At 69.9% G+C, this 16510-nt stretch carries 9 protein-coding genes; 2 read left to right on the top strand and 7 right to left on the bottom strand.

Annotation, left to right across the window (positions count from 1 at the left end):
• Genes ACN27B_RS29575 through ACN27B_RS29550 form a run of 6 tightly spaced genes read right to left on the bottom strand, consistent with a single transcriptional unit; the run spans window position 1 to window position 6642 of the window.
• Window positions 1-906, bottom strand: coding sequence for a 3-hydroxyacyl-CoA dehydrogenase family protein (locus ACN27B_RS29575; protein ID WP_422742535.1), 906 nt, complete (start codon window positions 904-906; stop codon window positions 1-3).
• 3 nt (window positions 907-909) lie between these two features.
• Window positions 910-2109, bottom strand: coding sequence for a hypothetical protein (locus ACN27B_RS29570; protein ID WP_091606468.1), 1200 nt, complete (start codon window positions 2107-2109; stop codon window positions 910-912).
• 40 nt (window positions 2110-2149) lie between these two features.
• On the bottom strand, window positions 2150-3304 hold the full coding sequence (locus tag ACN27B_RS29565; RefSeq protein WP_281593039.1) for an acyl-CoA dehydrogenase family protein: 1155 nt from the start codon (window positions 3302-3304) through the stop codon (window positions 2150-2152).
• Window positions 3289-4572 carry an acyltransferase domain-containing protein gene (locus tag ACN27B_RS29560; protein WP_281593038.1) on the bottom strand — a complete coding sequence of 428 codons (1284 nt, stop codon included), beginning with the start codon at window positions 4570-4572 and terminating at the stop codon, window positions 3289-3291. Before ACN27B_RS29560 ends, ACN27B_RS29565 begins: the two co-directional genes overlap by 16 nt.
• A 29-nt stretch (window positions 4573-4601) precedes the next feature.
• Window positions 4602-4796, bottom strand: a complete 195-nt coding sequence (locus tag ACN27B_RS29555; protein WP_091606459.1) for an MbtH family protein — start codon at window positions 4794-4796, stop codon at window positions 4602-4604.
• A 16-nt stretch (window positions 4797-4812) separates the two neighbouring features.
• Complete coding sequence (locus ACN27B_RS29550; protein ID WP_281593037.1) at window positions 4813-6642, bottom strand: non-ribosomal peptide synthetase; 1830 nt, start codon at window positions 6640-6642, stop codon at window positions 4813-4815.
• Between the two features lie 128 nt (window positions 6643-6770).
• Here ACN27B_RS29550 and ACN27B_RS29545 point away from each other — a divergent pair, with 128 nt between their 5' ends.
• Together ACN27B_RS29545 and ACN27B_RS29540 are read left to right on the top strand one after the other, a co-directional pair.
• Complete coding sequence (locus tag ACN27B_RS29545; protein WP_422742531.1) at window positions 6771-14417, top strand: amino acid adenylation domain-containing protein; 7647 nt, start codon at window positions 6771-6773, stop codon at window positions 14415-14417.
• Between the two features lie 3 nt (window positions 14418-14420).
• Window positions 14421-15191: a thioesterase II family protein gene (locus ACN27B_RS29540; RefSeq protein ID WP_091606449.1), complete on the top strand. Its 771-nt coding sequence runs from the start codon at window positions 14421-14423 to the stop codon at window positions 15189-15191.
• Between the two features lie 39 nt (window positions 15192-15230).
• On the opposite strand, the gene ACN27B_RS29535 is transcribed toward ACN27B_RS29540, so the two are convergent.
• Window positions 15231-16499 (bottom strand): MFS transporter, encoded by a 1269-nt coding sequence (locus ACN27B_RS29535; protein WP_422742529.1) that lies wholly within the window; start codon window positions 16497-16499, stop codon window positions 15231-15233.
• Between the last annotated feature and the right edge of the window lie 11 nt (window positions 16500-16510).

The raw sequence follows: 16510 nt of genomic DNA, 5'->3' as shown, positions 1-16510 counted from the left end.
TCAGTTCCTTTCCGGAACGGTTGTGGGGTCCGTGGTGCGGTAGTCGAAGAGGCCCTGCCCGGTCTTGCGGCCCAGGTGACCGGCGTCGACGAGCTTCCGCAGCAGCAGGCTCGGGCGGTACTTGGGTTCGTTGAAGTTCTCTAGGAGGACGTCGAGCGAATAGAGCACGGTGTCCAGGCCGATGAGGTCGGCGGTGGCCAGTGGTCCCATGCGGTGCCCGAAGCACTGGACGAAGAGCCGGTCGATCTCGGCCGCCGGTGCCACGCCCTCCTGCAACAGGCAGATGGCCTCGTTGACCATCAGCATCATGGCGCGATTCGTGACGAAGCCGGGCGAGTCCTCGACCACCGCAGTGTCCTTGCCGAGCCGGGAGATCAGGTCACGGGTGAAGGCGATGGTCTCGGGCGAGGTGTGGAAACCGCGGATGACCTCGACCAGCGGCTTGAGCGGCACCGGATTCATGAAGTGGGTGCCGACGACCCGGTCGGCCCGCTCGGTCAGCCCGGCGATGCGGGTGATCGGGATCGCGGACGTGTTGACCCCGAAGACCGCGGCGGGCTTGCACATCTCGTCCAGCTCTCGGTACACCCGCTGCTTGAGCGAAAAGTTCTCGGTGATGTTCTCGACCACGAAGTCGGCGTCGGCCACGTCAGCGAGCTCGGTGCTGAACGTGATCGCCGCCAGCGTTGCGCCCGGTGTGCTCTCCGGCGTACCACCGACCATGCCGAAGAGCCGCACGTTACGCGCTATCTCTTCGGCCGCTCGGTCGAGAGCGGGTTTGCCGATGTCCACCAGGGTCACGTGGTGGCCGCCGGCGGCGAAGGCGTGCGAGACGCCGATCCCCATGGTTCCCGCCCCGATGACGGCGATGTTCTCTCGCACGGGTAATCCCCTGTCAGTTGTCATGACTTATCGGCCGTCAGGCGCGGCGAGCAACTCGGCGACCCGGGCGGGCCAGCCGGCCGGGTCGAGTCCGTGCTGGCACACGACGGCATAGGCCAGCCGCTCCAGGCCGAATCCGGCACACGCGGAGTGCGCGACCTCCCCGTCGGACATGTGGATGCCGAAGGCCGATCCGAAGGTGCGCTCGTGGAGGTTGAACGACCCGACCGCGATGTCCCGGCTGCCGCCGACGTCGAGCCGCAGCTCGTACTTGAGCTCGAGCAGACGCTGCGAGGTGGCGCGGGCGGCCACGTCGAGATCGCCGAAGAACGGATCGCTCGCCACCTCGCACCGGCCGCTGAGGCCGAGATCCTCGGTGAGACCCAGAATGCGGTCGAGGAGGCGCTGCCGGCCGGCTGTCACATGGTCGCGGTCGCCCAGGAAGACGATCTCCCGGATGGTGAAGTCCCAGAGCCGCTCCAGACCGCTGTGGTACTTCTCCTCGTGGCGGAACGACTTGCCGCGGGCGGTCACCACGCCGGCGTCCTCCGGCAGCGTTCCGTCGGCGTGCTGGTGGAAGGTGTGATAGCACATGGTCGGAGGGAGGCAGTAGTCCACGCCGGCGCACCGGTCGAGCACATCGGGCACCATCGCTCCGCCGGTGCTGGTGTCCGTCACGAAGTCGCGGTAGACGTCTCGATCGCTGTGCAGGCGGCTGACGAACATCAGGTACTGCGGGAAGGACGTCAGGTAGCCGCAGCGGTGCATCACGGATGCCGGGATCAGCGTCGGGTAACGCTGTTCGCGCGCGCGGAACTCGTCCACGACGATGTCGCGAATCGTGTCGTCGAGGGCGTCCATCAGGTGCAGCATCTGTGGGCCCAGCGCCACCTGGCCCTGGCCGGAAGGCGACGCCTCCCCGTCGGCCATGAGCCGGTCGAAGGTCCCGTCCGGGACGGGACGCTCGGCCGGGGAGGACCAGATGACCTTCGGTGGACGGGTCAGCTGGCTCAGGACATCGTCGTTCAGTACAGCGTTGACCTTGCGCCGGACCTGGTCGACGTCTCCCTGGTCGGCCACCGTCAGGTCGACGGCGGTGACCTCATCGCCGTTCCGGACGAAGCGGAAGTTGAGGATGTCAGCGGTGGCGAAGAAGATCCGGCGGCCGAACTCCTCGGCGGAAACAGACGACAGCGGCTGTTCCATGGCGATGGTGAGGGTGGTCAAGAGATGCCTCCTCGGGCATGACAGGTCGCGAGCCGGCTGTTCATGCGGGCAGGCCGATCAGCGAAGCGATGATGTTGCGCTGGATCTCCGAGGTGCCGCCGTAGACCGTGCCGGCCAGCGCGTCGCGTACTTCACGTTCGATCGGCTGGTCCTCGACATAGCCTCGGGCGCCATGGATCTGCAGGGCTGCCAGAGCGGAATCGACGAGACCTTCGCTGGCGTACAGCTTGAGCATCGCCGCCTCCAGCATCGCCATCCGGCCCTCCCGCTTGAGCCAGCCGACCTTGTACAGCAGCAGGCGGGCCAGCTCCAGACGGACTCGCATGTCAGCGATGGGATGTGAGACGCCCTGGAAAGCGGCGATCGGTCGGCCGAACTGCCGGCGCGCACTGGCATGCGCCACGGACCGCTCCATGACCCGCTGGAGGGCGCCGACCTGGGCGGCGAACATGAAGCCGCGCTCGTACTCCATCGCCGACGTGAAGAGCCGGTATCCGCCACCGGCAGCGCCGAGCAGGTAGTCCTCCGGGATCACGCAATCCTCGAACCTGACCTCGCCCATCGGGGTCCCGCGCAGACCGGCCTTACCGATCTCGCGGACGACCCGGACGCCCGACGTCGACGCCGGGACGATGAAGGCCGACAGCCGCCCCTGCGGCGCCGCATCGGGTTCGGTAACGGCGAAGACCACGAACAGATCGGCCACCGGTGCGTTGCTGATGAAACACTTGGTTCCGGTGAGGAGGTACTGACCGTTCTCCTCGACGGCCCTGGTGGTCACCGACAGGGCGTCAGAGCCCACGTCCGGCTCGGTGAGCGCGTGTGCGCCGATCGTCGAGCCGTCGATCAGGCCCGGCAGGAACTGCTTGCGCTGCTGCGGGGTGCCGTGCTCAGCGATGTACACGGCGCAGGCCCAGACGTGGTTGTTGATCGCGAAGACCAGACCATTGTCGGCGCATCCGTAGGCGAGCGCCTCGAAGGCGACGACGCAGCTGAGTGGATCCAGTCCGGCGCCTCCGTACTCGGCCGGGAAGGGCCAGCCCAACACCCCGAACCGGGCACACTCGTCCCACCCCGCACGGTCGAACCGTGCCTCGCGGTCGTTCGCACCGGCCTGCTCGCCCAGGCGTGCCTGCGCGAATTCGATGATCTCGGTGCGCAGCCGGCGTTGGTCCTCGTTCAGCGCGAAGTCCATGATTTTCCCCTCTCGGCGTCCGCCGGCCCGGATCCGGCCGCGGTGGGTTCCCAGGCGCCGTTCGCCCAGGCGTGTGCCAGCACCCGGGCCATCGCGGCCACCTCGCCATGGTCGTTGCCGCGGCTGGTCAGGGTGGCGACGACCGGTGGTGTCCCCGGGCCGCGGGGACGCGCGGGGTGCTGGTTGGCGAGCGAGGTGAGCATCTGCCCGGCACCGACCTCGACCGCCAGCACGCGCGGCATCCCCCACATGCGCGCCAGGTTGCCGGCGAACTGGACCGGCTGGCAGAGGTGCCGGGCCCAGTAGCCGGGCGAGCAGGATTCCTCGTCGGTCAGCCAGTCACCGGTGACGTTGGAGAGCACCGGGATGCTCGGCGGCGTGAGGGGAATGTTCTCCAGCAGACGCTCCAGCGGCCGGGCGACCGGATCCATCAGCGGGGAGTGGAAGGCGTGCCGGGCCGGCGCCGGAAGAGTGGCGACACCCGCAGAGGTCAGCCGTTCCGCCAGCCGGGCGACGGCCGAGGGCGTCCCTGACACCTGACACAGCCCGGCGCCGTTCACTGCGGCGAGCCACAGGTCGTCTCCGAGATGCTCGGCCAGGTCGCCCGGATCCAGCATCACGACCAGCATGGCGCCGGCCGGTACCTCCTCGATCAACGCCGCTCGGCGCGTGACCAGGGTCAGTGCGTCCCGGATGTCCAGCACTCCGGCCACGCAGGCCGCAACGTACTCCCCGATGCTGTATCCGACCAGCACGGCGGGTCGGACGCCCCAATGCAGCAGGAGCCGCGCGAGGCAGTACTCCAGGGCGAAGACCAGCGGTTGCGCGAGGCTGGTCCGGCTGAGAGGACCGCCGGCATCCCGCTGGAGGAGCTCCCGCAGGGACCACCCGGTCGGGCCCGACTCGTCGGTGAGCAGCAGCTCGCGCAGATCCTGATCGAGAAGGGGGCGGAGCATCTCGCTGACCCGGTCGAGCTCGGCCCGATAAGCGGGTACGGCGTGATAAAGGTCGCGGCTGAGACCGGGACGCTGGTCGCCCACGCCGGGGAACATCAGCACCACCGAAGCAGGCGGGACGGGCCGGCCACGGGCGACGAGCCACGAATCCCCGCCGTCGAGCAGTTCGGTGCAATGTGCCGCATCGCGTCCGAGCGCCACGACACGATCCTCGTCCGGCGCACCGGGTCGTCGCCGCAGGAGCCAGCCCTCGGCGGCCACGGTGCTGGGGCCCGTGGCTTCTGGCGATGGGATGTTCGTCGTGTCGGTCATTCGGGATTCCCCTTCGCGCGCCGGGTCGGTTATCCGTCCATGCTTCGGCGCAGCGACAGCGGGCGCATGTCTGACCACACCTCGTCGATGTGGCTGAGGCAGTCATCCTTGGTGCCGGTCGTGCCGTCGGGCTGCCAGCCGTCCGGAGGGGTCCGGTGCAGCGGCCAGATGGAGTACTGCTCCTCGTCGTTGATCACGACCTGGAACTGCTCCGTGGTGCTCATCTCGTTGTCCTTCCGGTCAGCTGCGCGCCATGCGCAGCACGTCCTCGTCACTCAGGGCGGCGACCTGGCGCTCGACCAGCTCCTCGATACGGGCGGCCACCGCCTCCACCGTCGGATGCTCGAAGAGCAGGTTCATCGGGATGTCGGTGCCGAAGGTGCGGATCATCTGGCTGGTGGTCCGGATGGCCAGCAGGGAGTGCCCGCCGAGAGCGAAGAAGTTGTCGGTGGCGCCTACCCGCGGGGCACCCAGCATGTCCTCCCAGATCCGGGCCACCACCTTTTCCGGTGGTGTCCGGGGGGCCACGTGCTCGTCCTGCTCGACCGCCGCAGGCGTCGGCAGTGCCTGCCGGTCGAGCTTGCCGCTGGGCAGTCGGGGCAGGTGGTCGAGCAGTTCGATGGCCGACGGCACGGCATATCCCGGAAGGGTCGCGGCGGCATGCTCGCGCAGCCGGGCGGCCGTCAGGCCAGGCTGGTCGACCACCAGGAACAACGCGATACGGGCGTCGCCGGACGGCCCGCGCCAGGTGGTCGCGGCGGCATCGGACACTCCGTCGTATCCCCGCATCACGGCCTCGATCTCGCCCAGCTCGATCCGTACCCCGCGGATCTTGACTTGCCGGTCCTGACGGTCGAGATAGTGGAGCCGGCCGGCACGGTCACGGCGGCCGCGGTCGCCGGTGCGGTACACCCGTTCGCCGGGCCGCCACGGATGAGGCAGGAAGGCTGCCGCCGTGCGCCCGGGCGCGTGGAGGTAACCGCGGGCCAGGCCGATTCCGCCGATGTAGAGGTCGCCCGCTTCGTCGTCCGGGACAGCCTGCATGCGGTCGTCGAGGACCAGGACCTCGTTGCGGTCGATCGGACCGCCGATGCTGACCGAGGCGACCGGCCCGGAGCGGTCCTCAGGCGTGCAGGTATGACAGGTCGAGTCGATCGAGACCTCGGTGGCGCCCCAGGTGTTGTCGAGGGTCACCGTGTCCCCGAAGCGGGCCAGGAACCGCTCGGCCAGCCGGGCGGGCAGCGCCTCGCCGCTGGACAGCACGCTGCGGAGTCGGTGCAACCGGTGGACATCGGCGTCGGTCAGCTCGTCGAGGACCAGCTCCAGCATCGACGGTACAAAGTTCAGGTGTACCGCCTCGTACCTGATCGCCGCGTCGATGATCGCGCGAGGGTCACGGTGCGCGCCCGGCGCCAGCATCGCGGTCCGGCCACCGGCGGCCAGTGGCCAGAACAGCTCCACCGCGGCGTCGTCGAAGGTCAACGTCGTCTTGTGCAGAACCGTCTCGGCGGGACTCAGCGGGTGGTGCCGCTGCATCCAGTCCATCCGGTTCGTCCAGCCCCGGTGCGTGCAGGCCACCCCCTTCGGGTGCCCCGTCGAGCCGGACGTGTAGTAGACGGCGCAGAGGCCGTCCGGGTGGACGTCCGGCAGTGCGGGTCCCGGGGTGGGCCCGGCGACGCTGAACGGCAGGACGACGGCGACCGACCGGAGCGCCTCGGCCGTGCTGGCGATCTCGCCGGGCCCGGCCAGACAGATCCGGGCCCGCGCGTCGGCGACCAGTTGCCGGGTCCTGGCCGGTGGGGTGCCGGGCTCGATCGGCAGGTAGGCCGCGCCGGCGCGGAGGATCCCGAGCAGCGCCGTCACCATGGCCGCCGACCGGTCCGGCACGATCGCCACCACGTCGTCCGTACGGGTTCCCCCGGCGACGAGGGCGCCGGCGATCCGATCCGCTCCCGAGACGAGGTCGCGGTAGGTGAGGGCGGTGTTCCCGTCGATCACGGCGATCGCATCCGGCGTCCGGTCACTCTGCGCCACGACGGCCGAGTGCAGGATGGCCCTTGGCTTGGTCATGCCGGCGACGTTGCCCGGTCGACCTATCGAGGCCCTGTTCGATCCCTGTCGGCGCCGGATGCCGCTCCGGTCCCGGGGGGATAGGGCGCCGATAGACCGTGGATAGCCGGCCTCGGGATGGTGCGGCCATGCGAGCGAACCCCCATGACACGGTCGACAGTCTGTTTCGAGCCCAGGTCGCGGCCACGCCGCAGGAACCGGCCATCACCGCGGACGGTGTGACGTTGTCGTACACGGACCTCGACGCACGGGCTTCGGCGGTCGCCGCGGCCCTGCGCCGGCGGGGGTTCGGGCCGGAGACCCGGATCGGTCTGTGCGCCGAGCGGAGTGTGGCGATGATGGCCGGCCTGCTGGGCATCATCCGGGCCGGCTGCGCGTACGTGCCGCTGGACCCGGACTATCCGGTCGACCGGCTGGCGTTCATGCTGACCGACACCGCGGCGCCGGTGGTCCTCACCCACGACGGTCTGATGAACGGTAACGGCGCCGGCGTACCGGTGCTCGACATCGACTCGCTTCCGCCGGGCGAGGCACCCCCGTCGCCCGCCGATCCGGACAACTTGGTCTACGTCATCTACACCTCGGGATCGACCGGCCGCCCGAAAGGGGTGCTGGTCCCCCACCGCGGGGTCGTCAACCGGCTGTTGTGGCACCAGCGCGTGCGACCCATCGGCCCCGGCACCACGATCCTGCAGAAGACACCGATCAGCTTCGACGTGTCCGCCTGGGAGTTGTTTTGGCCGCTGGTGAGCGGTGCCCGGTTGGTCCTTGCCCGGCCCGGCGGACACCGCGATCCGGCCTATCTGGCGCAGATCATCGCAGCCGAGAGAGTGGACATCGTCCATTTCGTACCGTCCATGCTCGCCCAGTTCGTCACCGAGCCCGCCGTGGCGAATCTCGACTGCGTCAGCGATGTCTTCTGCACCGGCGAGGCACTGCCGCCCGATCTGGCCGACCGGGCCGCCAAGCTGATGTCGGCGCAGGTGCACAACATGTACGGGCCGACCGAGACCTCGATCGAGGTGTCGGCGCACACCTGGCAGCCGGGCAGTGACGGGACGAGCGTTCCGATCGGTGACCCGATCGACAACGTGACCTGGTACGTGCTGGACGACAACTTCGAACCGGTGCCGGCCGGTACAGAGGGTGAGCTGTACATCGGCGGCGTCGCCGTCACCCGCGGGTATCACCGCCGGGCCGACCTGACCGCCGACCGGTTCCTGCCCGACCCGTTCGCGGGCGGCGGGCACCGGATGTACTGCACCGGTGACGTGGTCCGCGCGCTGCCGGGCGGGCAGTTGGACTATCTGGGTCGCGTCGATCACCAGGTGAAGATCAATGGAAACCGGATCGAGCTGGGGGAGATCTCCGCCGTACTGCGCGGTCACCCTGCGGTGGCCGATGCCGTCGTGGTGACGCACAGCGAGAACCAGCACACCCGCCTGGTGGCCTACGTCGTCGGTACGGGTGACCGTCCCCTGCCCGGTCGCGACGAGCTGGAGTCGTGGTTGTCCCGCGACCTCCCGGCCTACATGCTGCCGGCGATGTACCTGCCGCTGGCGCACATTCCGTTGACCACCAGCGGCAAGGTCGATCGGGCGGCCCTGCCCGTACCCATGCTGACCCGCGCCGACCTGCGATCGCCGTACTCACCCCCGGAGAACCCGACGCAGCGGACCCTGACCGCGGTCTGGAGCGAGGTGCTCGGCCTGGCCGAGCTCGGCATCGACGACGACTTCTTCGCACTGGGTGGCGACTCGATCTCCGCGCTGCAGATCATCGTCCGCACCCGGGATGCCGGGCTGCAGACGACTGCCGCGCAGATCCTCGGTCTGCGGACCGTCCGCCGGCTTGCCGACGAGGTCGTTCCGACCACGGGTGCCCCGGCGGTCGCCGGTCACGTCGAGGACCCGGCGCTGGCCGAGCTACGCAACCGCGCCGACATCGCCGACGCGTACCCGCTCACCTCGATGCAGGCCGGCATGCTCTTCCACAGCGAGCTGTCCGAGGACAGCGGGGACTATCACCAGCAGACGGTGATCGACGCCGTTGCGCCCGTCGACGACGAGGCGCTGACCGCGGCCCTCCAGGACCTGGTCGACACGCACCCGGTGCTGCGGAGCCGGGTCCAGCTCGAGGGGGTCGCCGACCCGACCCAGGTGGTGCTGCGGCGGTTCGCGCTTCCGGTCCGGAAGATCGACTGGCGAGACCGCCCGGACGCCGAACGCCCGGCTCTCTTCGCCGCGTTCCTCCGGGAGGACCGGTTAGCGTCGTTCGATCTCGTCTCGGCGCCACCTGTGCGCGCCACTCTCATCGACTTCGGAGCCCACACCCGGCTGGTCCTCAGCCACCATCACCTGATCCTGGACGCCTGGAGCCTCGCCACGCTGACCGAGCAACTCGGCGTCGCATACGCTGCTCGGCGTGCCGGGCGCCGCGCGGAGATCCACGGCGTGCCGTACCGGCGTCTCACCGACTGGCTCCGCGCTCAGGATCGCGGACCCACCGAGGACTTCTGGCGCGCGTACCTGGCCGGCCTGACCGAGCCGACGGCCTGGGAGGTGCACGGTTCGGGCCACGACACCGCCACGGACGGGACGATCGGCGAGGTCACCATGGACGTCGACGGCCCGCTGCTGGCCCGACTGCGTGCGGCCTCCCGGAACGCGGGGTTGACCGCCAGCACGCTGGCGCACGGGTTCTGGGCGCTGCTGCTGGCGGTCTACAGCGGACAGGACGAGGTGGTGTTCGGGTCGACGGTGGCGGGGCGACCGGCCGACCTGCCCGCGGTGGAGGACATGGTCGGCCTGTTCATCAACACCATTCCGGTACGTGCCTGCTACCACGGGAGCGACACCCTGGCCGGCTGGCTGAACGACCTGCAGACCGACCTGGTGCGGATGCGCGATCACGCGCACGCGGCGCTGCCGGACATCCAGGCGGTGAGCGACATGCCGAGGGGCACGCCGTTGTTCGACACCATCGTCATCGCCCAGAACCAGCCGGGCACCGGTCCGGCCGCGCACGCTGCGGGTCTGCGCCTGGCCGAGACGTACGAGCGCACCGGCTATCCGCTGATCCTGATGGTGGAGGAGCAGCCGGACCGGATCCGCTTCCTCCTTCGCCACCAGTTGCGCGCCGTGCAGCCCGAGACCGCGCGACGCATCGCCGACCACCTGCGTACGGTGGCCGAAGCGTTCGCCGAGGAACCCGGCCGGCTGCTCCGCGACACCTCCGTGCTGAGCCGGGCCGAACACGACCGTCTGCTGAGCATCAACGACACCGTGGTGCCCGGCCCCGACGATGCCACCATCCATGGCCTGTTCGAGGAACAGGTCCGCCGCACGCCGAACGCCGCTGCGCTGCTCTGGGGCGAGCAGACGATGACGTACCGGGAGCTGAACGCCAGGGCGAACCGGCTGGCCCGTCACCTGAAGGGCATCGGTGTCGGTCCGGAGAGCCTGGTCGGCGTGATCGTCGAGCGCAGCCCCGAGCTGCTGGTCACCCTGCTCGCGGTGCTGAAGGCGCAAGCCGCGTACGTGCCCCTGGCGCCGGACAACCCGGCCGCGCGGGTCCGCACCATCATGGCCGACGCCGGGCTGTCCCATGTGGTGTCCCAGGACCAGTACCAGACCTTGCTGACCGACCCACCTGGACAGGTATGCCTGCTCGACCGCGACGCCGAGCTGATAGCTGAGCAGGACGACACCGACCCGCCCGGGGCCCGGCACGCCGACCAGCTCGCCTACGTCATCTACACCTCGGGCTCGACGGGACGACCCAAGGGGGTGGCCTGCCACCATCGCGGCCTCGTCAACTACTTGCGGTTCTGCGCCGATCGGTACACGGGCGGGCGCGACGGCGGCACGGCTCTCTTCTCATCCGTCGGATTCGACATGATCGTGCCGAACCTCTACACCCCACTGCTGCTCGGCCGACCGGTCCGCCTGCTGCCGGAAGGGCTCGACCCGGCGCAACTGGCCGCGGAACTGGTGCGCGGTGGCCCGTACAGCTTCCTCAAGATGACCCCGGGTCACCTGGAGCTGCTCACCCAGCAACTCACCGCCGCGGAGGCGGCTGGACTGGCGGGGGTGCTCGCCGTCGGTGCGGACGCGTTTCCGTCTTCCGCGTTGCGCCGCTGGCGGAGCCTCGCTCCGGACAGTGACATCCTCAACGAGTACGGTCCGACCGAGGCGTCCGTGGCGAACTCGGTGTACACGCCGGTGGGTGATCCAGTCGATCGGGATCTGCTGCCGATCGGTAGTCCGATCCCGCACACGACGATGTACGTACTCGACCGAAATCTGGCCCCGGCGCCGGTCGGCGTGCCGGGGGAGATCTACATCGGCGGCGTCTGCCCGGCCCGGGGTTACCTGCACCAACCCGGCTTGACCGCGGAGCGTTTCCTGCCCGATCCCTACACCGGTCGCCCCGGCATGCGGATGTACCGCACCGGCGACCGGGGCTACCAGCTGCCCGACGGCAACGTGCAGTTCCAGCGCCGACTCGACGACCAGGTGAAGATCCGCGGGTACCGGGTCGAGACCGGCGAGATCGAACAGCATCTGGCCACCCATCCCGGCGTCGAGCGGGCGATCGTGTTGGCCCGGTCGGATCAGCAGAATCGCCGCCAGCTGGTCGCCTACGTCGTCGGTAGCGGTACCGGTACCGACGACGCAGGCGGCGTGCCCGGCGCGGGTGAACTGCGCGAGTTTCTCGGCCGGCTCCTGCCCGGCTACCTGATCCCTTCGCTGTTCGTGGCGATCGACGCGGTGCCGCTGGACGCCAACGGCAAGGTCGAGCGTCGGGCGTTGCCCGCCCCGGACCTCGTCGCGGAACCCGCCGACCGGGGATACGACGCCCCTCGCGACGAGGTGGAGGTGCGGGTCGCGGCCATCTGGGCCGCAGCACTGGGCCTCGATCGGGTCGGTGTCCACGACAACTACTTCGAACTCGGCGGCGACTCCATCCTGACGATCCAGATCATGGCCGCGGCCCGCGCGGAGGGCCTGGAGATCACGCCGAGGCTCATCTTCCGGTATCCGACGGTGGCCACCCTCGCGGCGCACACCGAGCCGGTGGCGACCGCCTCGGACGCGGCCGGGGCGGAGGCCGGCGACATCGGCGGCACCCTGCCACCGACGCCGATGCAAGCCTGGTTCCTGAATTGCGACCTGGCCGACGCACACCACTACAACCAGTCCGTCCTGCTGGAGACCGAGATCGAGGACCCGACGGTGATAGCCGAAGCGCTGCGCGCCGTCGTGAACAGGCACCCGGCGCTGCGGGCGCGCTTCACCCGGACCGATGCGGGCTGGCAGCAGCACATCGAGCCACCCGGGGATGCCGACCTGTTGATCCACGAGTCGATCGCCGACGACGAGGAACTCTCGGCCGTCGCGGACCGGGTGCAGGCAAGCCTCGATCTGACCCGCGGACCCTTGCTACGCGCAGCGCTCGTCACGCGCCGGGACCGGCCGGCCAACCTGATCGTCGTCGTCCATCACCTCGCGGTCGACACGGTGTCCTGGCGGTTCCTGGTCGAAGACCTGGCGGCGGCGTGTGACACCGACGGGCAGGACGCCGCCCTGCCGGCCACGGAGGTGCACCCCGGCGTGTGGGCCGCAGCGCTCAAGCGGCGCGCTGACGACCCGACGGTGCTGGCTCTGTGTGACCGGCTCACCGTGCCGACCGGGACCGCGCTGCCCGGCGACCCGGACGCGGGCTCCGACCTCGTCGGCGCCGCCAGCACCGTGCGCGCCGAGCTCGGCGTGAAGGACACCCGGCTGCTGCTGAGCGGCGCCCCCGCCGCCCGGCACGTGCAGGTCGAGGACGTGCTGCTGACCGCCCTCGCCCGGGCCCTGCGGGACTGGGCCGGTGGCTCGGTGCGGGTGGACGTCGAGCGGCACGGCCGCGACCATCCCCTGCCCGGCATCGACATCTCCCGTACGGTCGGCTGGTTCACCTCGGTGGTGCCGTTCGCACCGTCGATCGACGGCGATGACCTCGGCGCCGCACTCGACACCGTCAAGGAACATCTCCGCTCGATGCCCCACGGCGGCTTCGACCATGCCCTCCTGCGTCACCTCAGTACCAGCCCGCAGGCGGATCGGTTGCGCGCCGAGCAGGACGCCGAGGTGGTGTTCAACTATCACGGCCGGGTGACACCGCCGTCCGCCACCGGTCCGCTGCGCATGCTGGCACCGGTGTGCGGCGCCGACCGTGCACCCGGGCAGCGCCGTACCCATCCGATCGAGATCGAGGCCGAGATCCGCGAGGACCGGCTCCTGGTCGATTGGACCTACCCTCCGGAGCGGCTGGCGGAGTCGAGCGTGGTGACGGTGGCCGAGCGGTTCCTCGACCACGTCAACGAACTGGTGCGGTACTGCGTCGCACACCCCGGCGGGCACACTTCCTCCGACTTCCCGCTCGCCCGCCTGACCGACGACGAAGTCCGCCTCATCACCTCCGGGCCCGGAGTCGTCGAGGACGTCTATCCGCTCACCACCACCCAGGCCGGCATGCTGTTCCAGACTCTTCTGCGCCCGGACGAGGGCGTCTACATCGACCAGCAGAACCTCCGGCTGACCGGTGCGGTGGACCTGGCTCTGTTCGAGCGGGCCTGGCGCGAGGCCGCGGGCCGGCACGCAATCCTGCGGACCACCGTGGACTGGCAGAGCGGGCAGGAACCGGTTCAGGTCGTCTGGCGGGAACCGGAACTGTTCATCCGTACGGTGGACGATGCGGCCGGAGTCGCGGTCGCCGAGCGGAGTACGGGCATGACCCTCGACCGGGTGCTCTGGAAACTGGTGCTGAGCCGTTCGGAGGACGCCGTCACCGGCATCCTCACCTATCACCATCTGCTGCTCGACGGATGGAGTGTCGATCTGCTCCTGCGCGACGTGATGGCGGTCTACACGGCGTTGCTGGAGGGACGACCGGCCCGCCTGGAGCCCGCGACGGCCTTCCGGCAGTACGTCGGCTGGCTCGGGACGTTGGATGCCGTCGAATCGGGCCGGTACTGGGCCACCCAGCTGCACGACGTCACTGAGCCCACCCCGATGCCGGTTCCGGCACCGCAGGCGGAGCGCCGGGGGAGCGACTACGTGACGCTCAGCCTCACCGACGAGCAGACGCGGACCGTCCGGGCATACGCGCGCGGACACGGGCTCACCCTGGCCAGTGTGGCCACTGCCGCCTGGGCGACAGCGCTCGGTCACCTGACCGATCGCGAAGACGTGCTCTTCGGCTGCACCGTCTCCGGGCGCACCGCCGCATTTCCGGGGGCCGACCGGGTCGTCGGGCCGATGCTCAACACGTTGCCCGTCCGGGTGCGCCTCGACGCCGGAATGGCGGTGCCCGCCTGGCTCGACGACGTCCAGGCGCAGATGGTGCGTATGCAGGAGCACGAGAACTCGCCCCTCAGCGAGGTCCAGGAGTGCACCGGGATCCCGCGCGGGGTGCCGCTGTTCCACAGCATCGTGGTGACCGAGACGCTGTCGCCGACGGTCTGCACCGGCCGGGCCACGCTCACCGTGGCCGGCGCAGTGGAGAGCACTGAGTATCCGCTGGTCGTCAACGTAGTTGACGCTGATCGGCTGCGGTTGGAGCTGCTCTACGACCGCCGCTGGTACGACGCCCCAGCCGCTGCGACCGTTGCGCACACCTTCCTCGAGGTGCTGCGCGCCCTGTGCGCCGGCGACGCCGAGACCCTCGGCGAGATCATGGTCGGGTCGATGCCCATGCCGATGTCCATCGCCAACGGGCAGGGGTGACCCATGGACACCGGTCTCCTGCCGTACCGCCGATCCACTGCGACGCCGCGGATCCGTCTCTACTGCCTGCCGTTCGCGGGCGGCAGCGCGGCGGCATATCTCGGCTGGGCCGATCGGCTGCCACCGGACGTCGAGCTGTGTCCGTTGCAGCTGCCCGGACGGGGCGCCCGGGCTGATGAGCCGCCGCGCACCCGGATCGCGGAGTTGAGCGCCGAGATCGCCCACGGCATAGCGGACGAACGGTACCGGCTGCCGTTCGTCCTGTTCGGGCACAGCATGGGCGGTCTGCTCGCGTACGAGACCGCCCAGATGTTGCGGGACAGGGGCGGTCCGGAGCCGCGGCGCCTGGTGGTCAGTAGCGCGCGCAGCCCGGACCGCTGGAACCGGCTCCGGACATCGTCCCACCTCGGCAGCGATGCCGCCTTGACCACGATGTTACGGGCGCAGGGCGGCACGCCGCCCGAGTTCTTCGATCACCCCGACCTGGTCGCCCGCGCCATTCCGATCCTGCGGGCGGACCTGGAGGCGTGCGAGCGCTACCGGTACGCCGAACGGCCCCCGCTCACCGTGCCGATCGATGTGCTGGGCGGGCGTGACGACCCCGAGGTCGACGAGGCTGACCTGCTCGGCTGGCGGAGGCACAGCACCGCGCCATCGTCGCTGCACGTGTTCGACGGGGGCCACTTCTACCAGGAGAGTTCGACGGACGCGATGTTCACCGTACTCACGGCCGTGTTGTCCGGCATCTGCCTGCCTCGCCACTCCTCCTCGTGACCCGGCACCTCGCTGCCCCGCTGATCGGTCCTCGACCGGTCAGCGGGTCGTAGCGGTTTGCGGCGTCACCGGGCGGCGGTCGTTGCGCGCCGCGAGGTACAGCGGGGCGGCGACGGCCAGGATGATCGCACCGATCACCATCGCCGCGCTCAGGCTGATGGCGTCGGCCAGCGCGGTCAGCGTGACGAGTCCGAGTGCGGCGGCCGGCTGCGAGACCATCGAGTTCAGCGACAACACGGTGGCGCGCTCGTCGGTGCCGACCTGGCGGTGCAGCAGCGCGTTGTGCAGCGGGTTCGACGCGCCGTGCACGAGATAGCAGGCGAGGAACGCGGTGATGATGCCGGCGAGCCCGCCGAACAGTGCCATCGCGGCGACGGCGAGCCCCTGCAGGACCCGCATCAGGGCGGCGGCGAGCGGCGTGCCGACGCGTTCCGCAACCGGGATGATCAGAGCCGCGCCGGCTGCCGAGGCGATCCAGGCGAACGCTGTCAACGGCCCCATCAGCGAGGCGATCTGTTCCGTGTCTCCGGTTACCGCGGTCAGCCGGACCGCGGTAAGCGTCTCGAAGCTGACCATCCCGAATCCCCACAGGATCTCCACGGCGAGCAGGCAGATCAGCACACGGGAGCGGGTCATGAGCCGCGTTGCACTGGCGACCGTCCGTCCGAATCGGACCGACGGGCGGTCTCGTCCGGACCGTTCCGGCCGGTTCCGCGGCTCCTCGCGCAGCAGGACCGTCACGAACCCGAGCTCGATCACCCGCACCACGATCGCGATGACGACCGGCGTGACGATGCCGGGAACGCCGGGAATCGGCTGAACCGCAACGAGGAGGCCGCTCAGCAACGAGCCCGCGCCGATGGCGATGCTCATCACGGTGCCACCCAGACCGAGTCCGCGCTCGATGGAGGTGTCCGGGTCCCGGGCCAGGGTGCTGTCCACGAACCAGGCATCGAGCGGTCCGCTGTCGAGGGCCCGATAGACGCCCTGGATCAGGAAGTAGACGGCGAAGGCGGCAACCGACGACGCGAAGGCGAACAGCAGCAGGGAGCAGATGTTGACCGCGGAGGCGAAGAGCAGTACCGGTCGCCGACCGAACGTGTCGGCCGCGCCACCCGTCGGCACTTCGAGGCAGAGGATCGTCAGTCCCTGGATCGCCATGACCACGCCGAGTTGGCCGAGGCTGAGTCCACGCTGAAGCGGCAGGAGCACCAGCACCGGAATGATCAGGCCGCTGGGGAACCACCGAAGGGCGAGCAGGATCAGATAGTCGCGGCGGATCCTCGAGGCGTTGGTCGGCGGTGGCACAGCATTCCCTC

This window comes from Micromonospora sp. WMMD754 (assembly GCF_049315235.1).
GTDB lineage: Bacteria > Actinomycetota > Actinomycetes > Mycobacteriales > Micromonosporaceae > Micromonospora > Micromonospora sediminicola.
The sequence above is the reverse complement of the archived record's forward strand: the minus strand, read 5'-3'. Positions and strand labels throughout refer to the sequence as shown.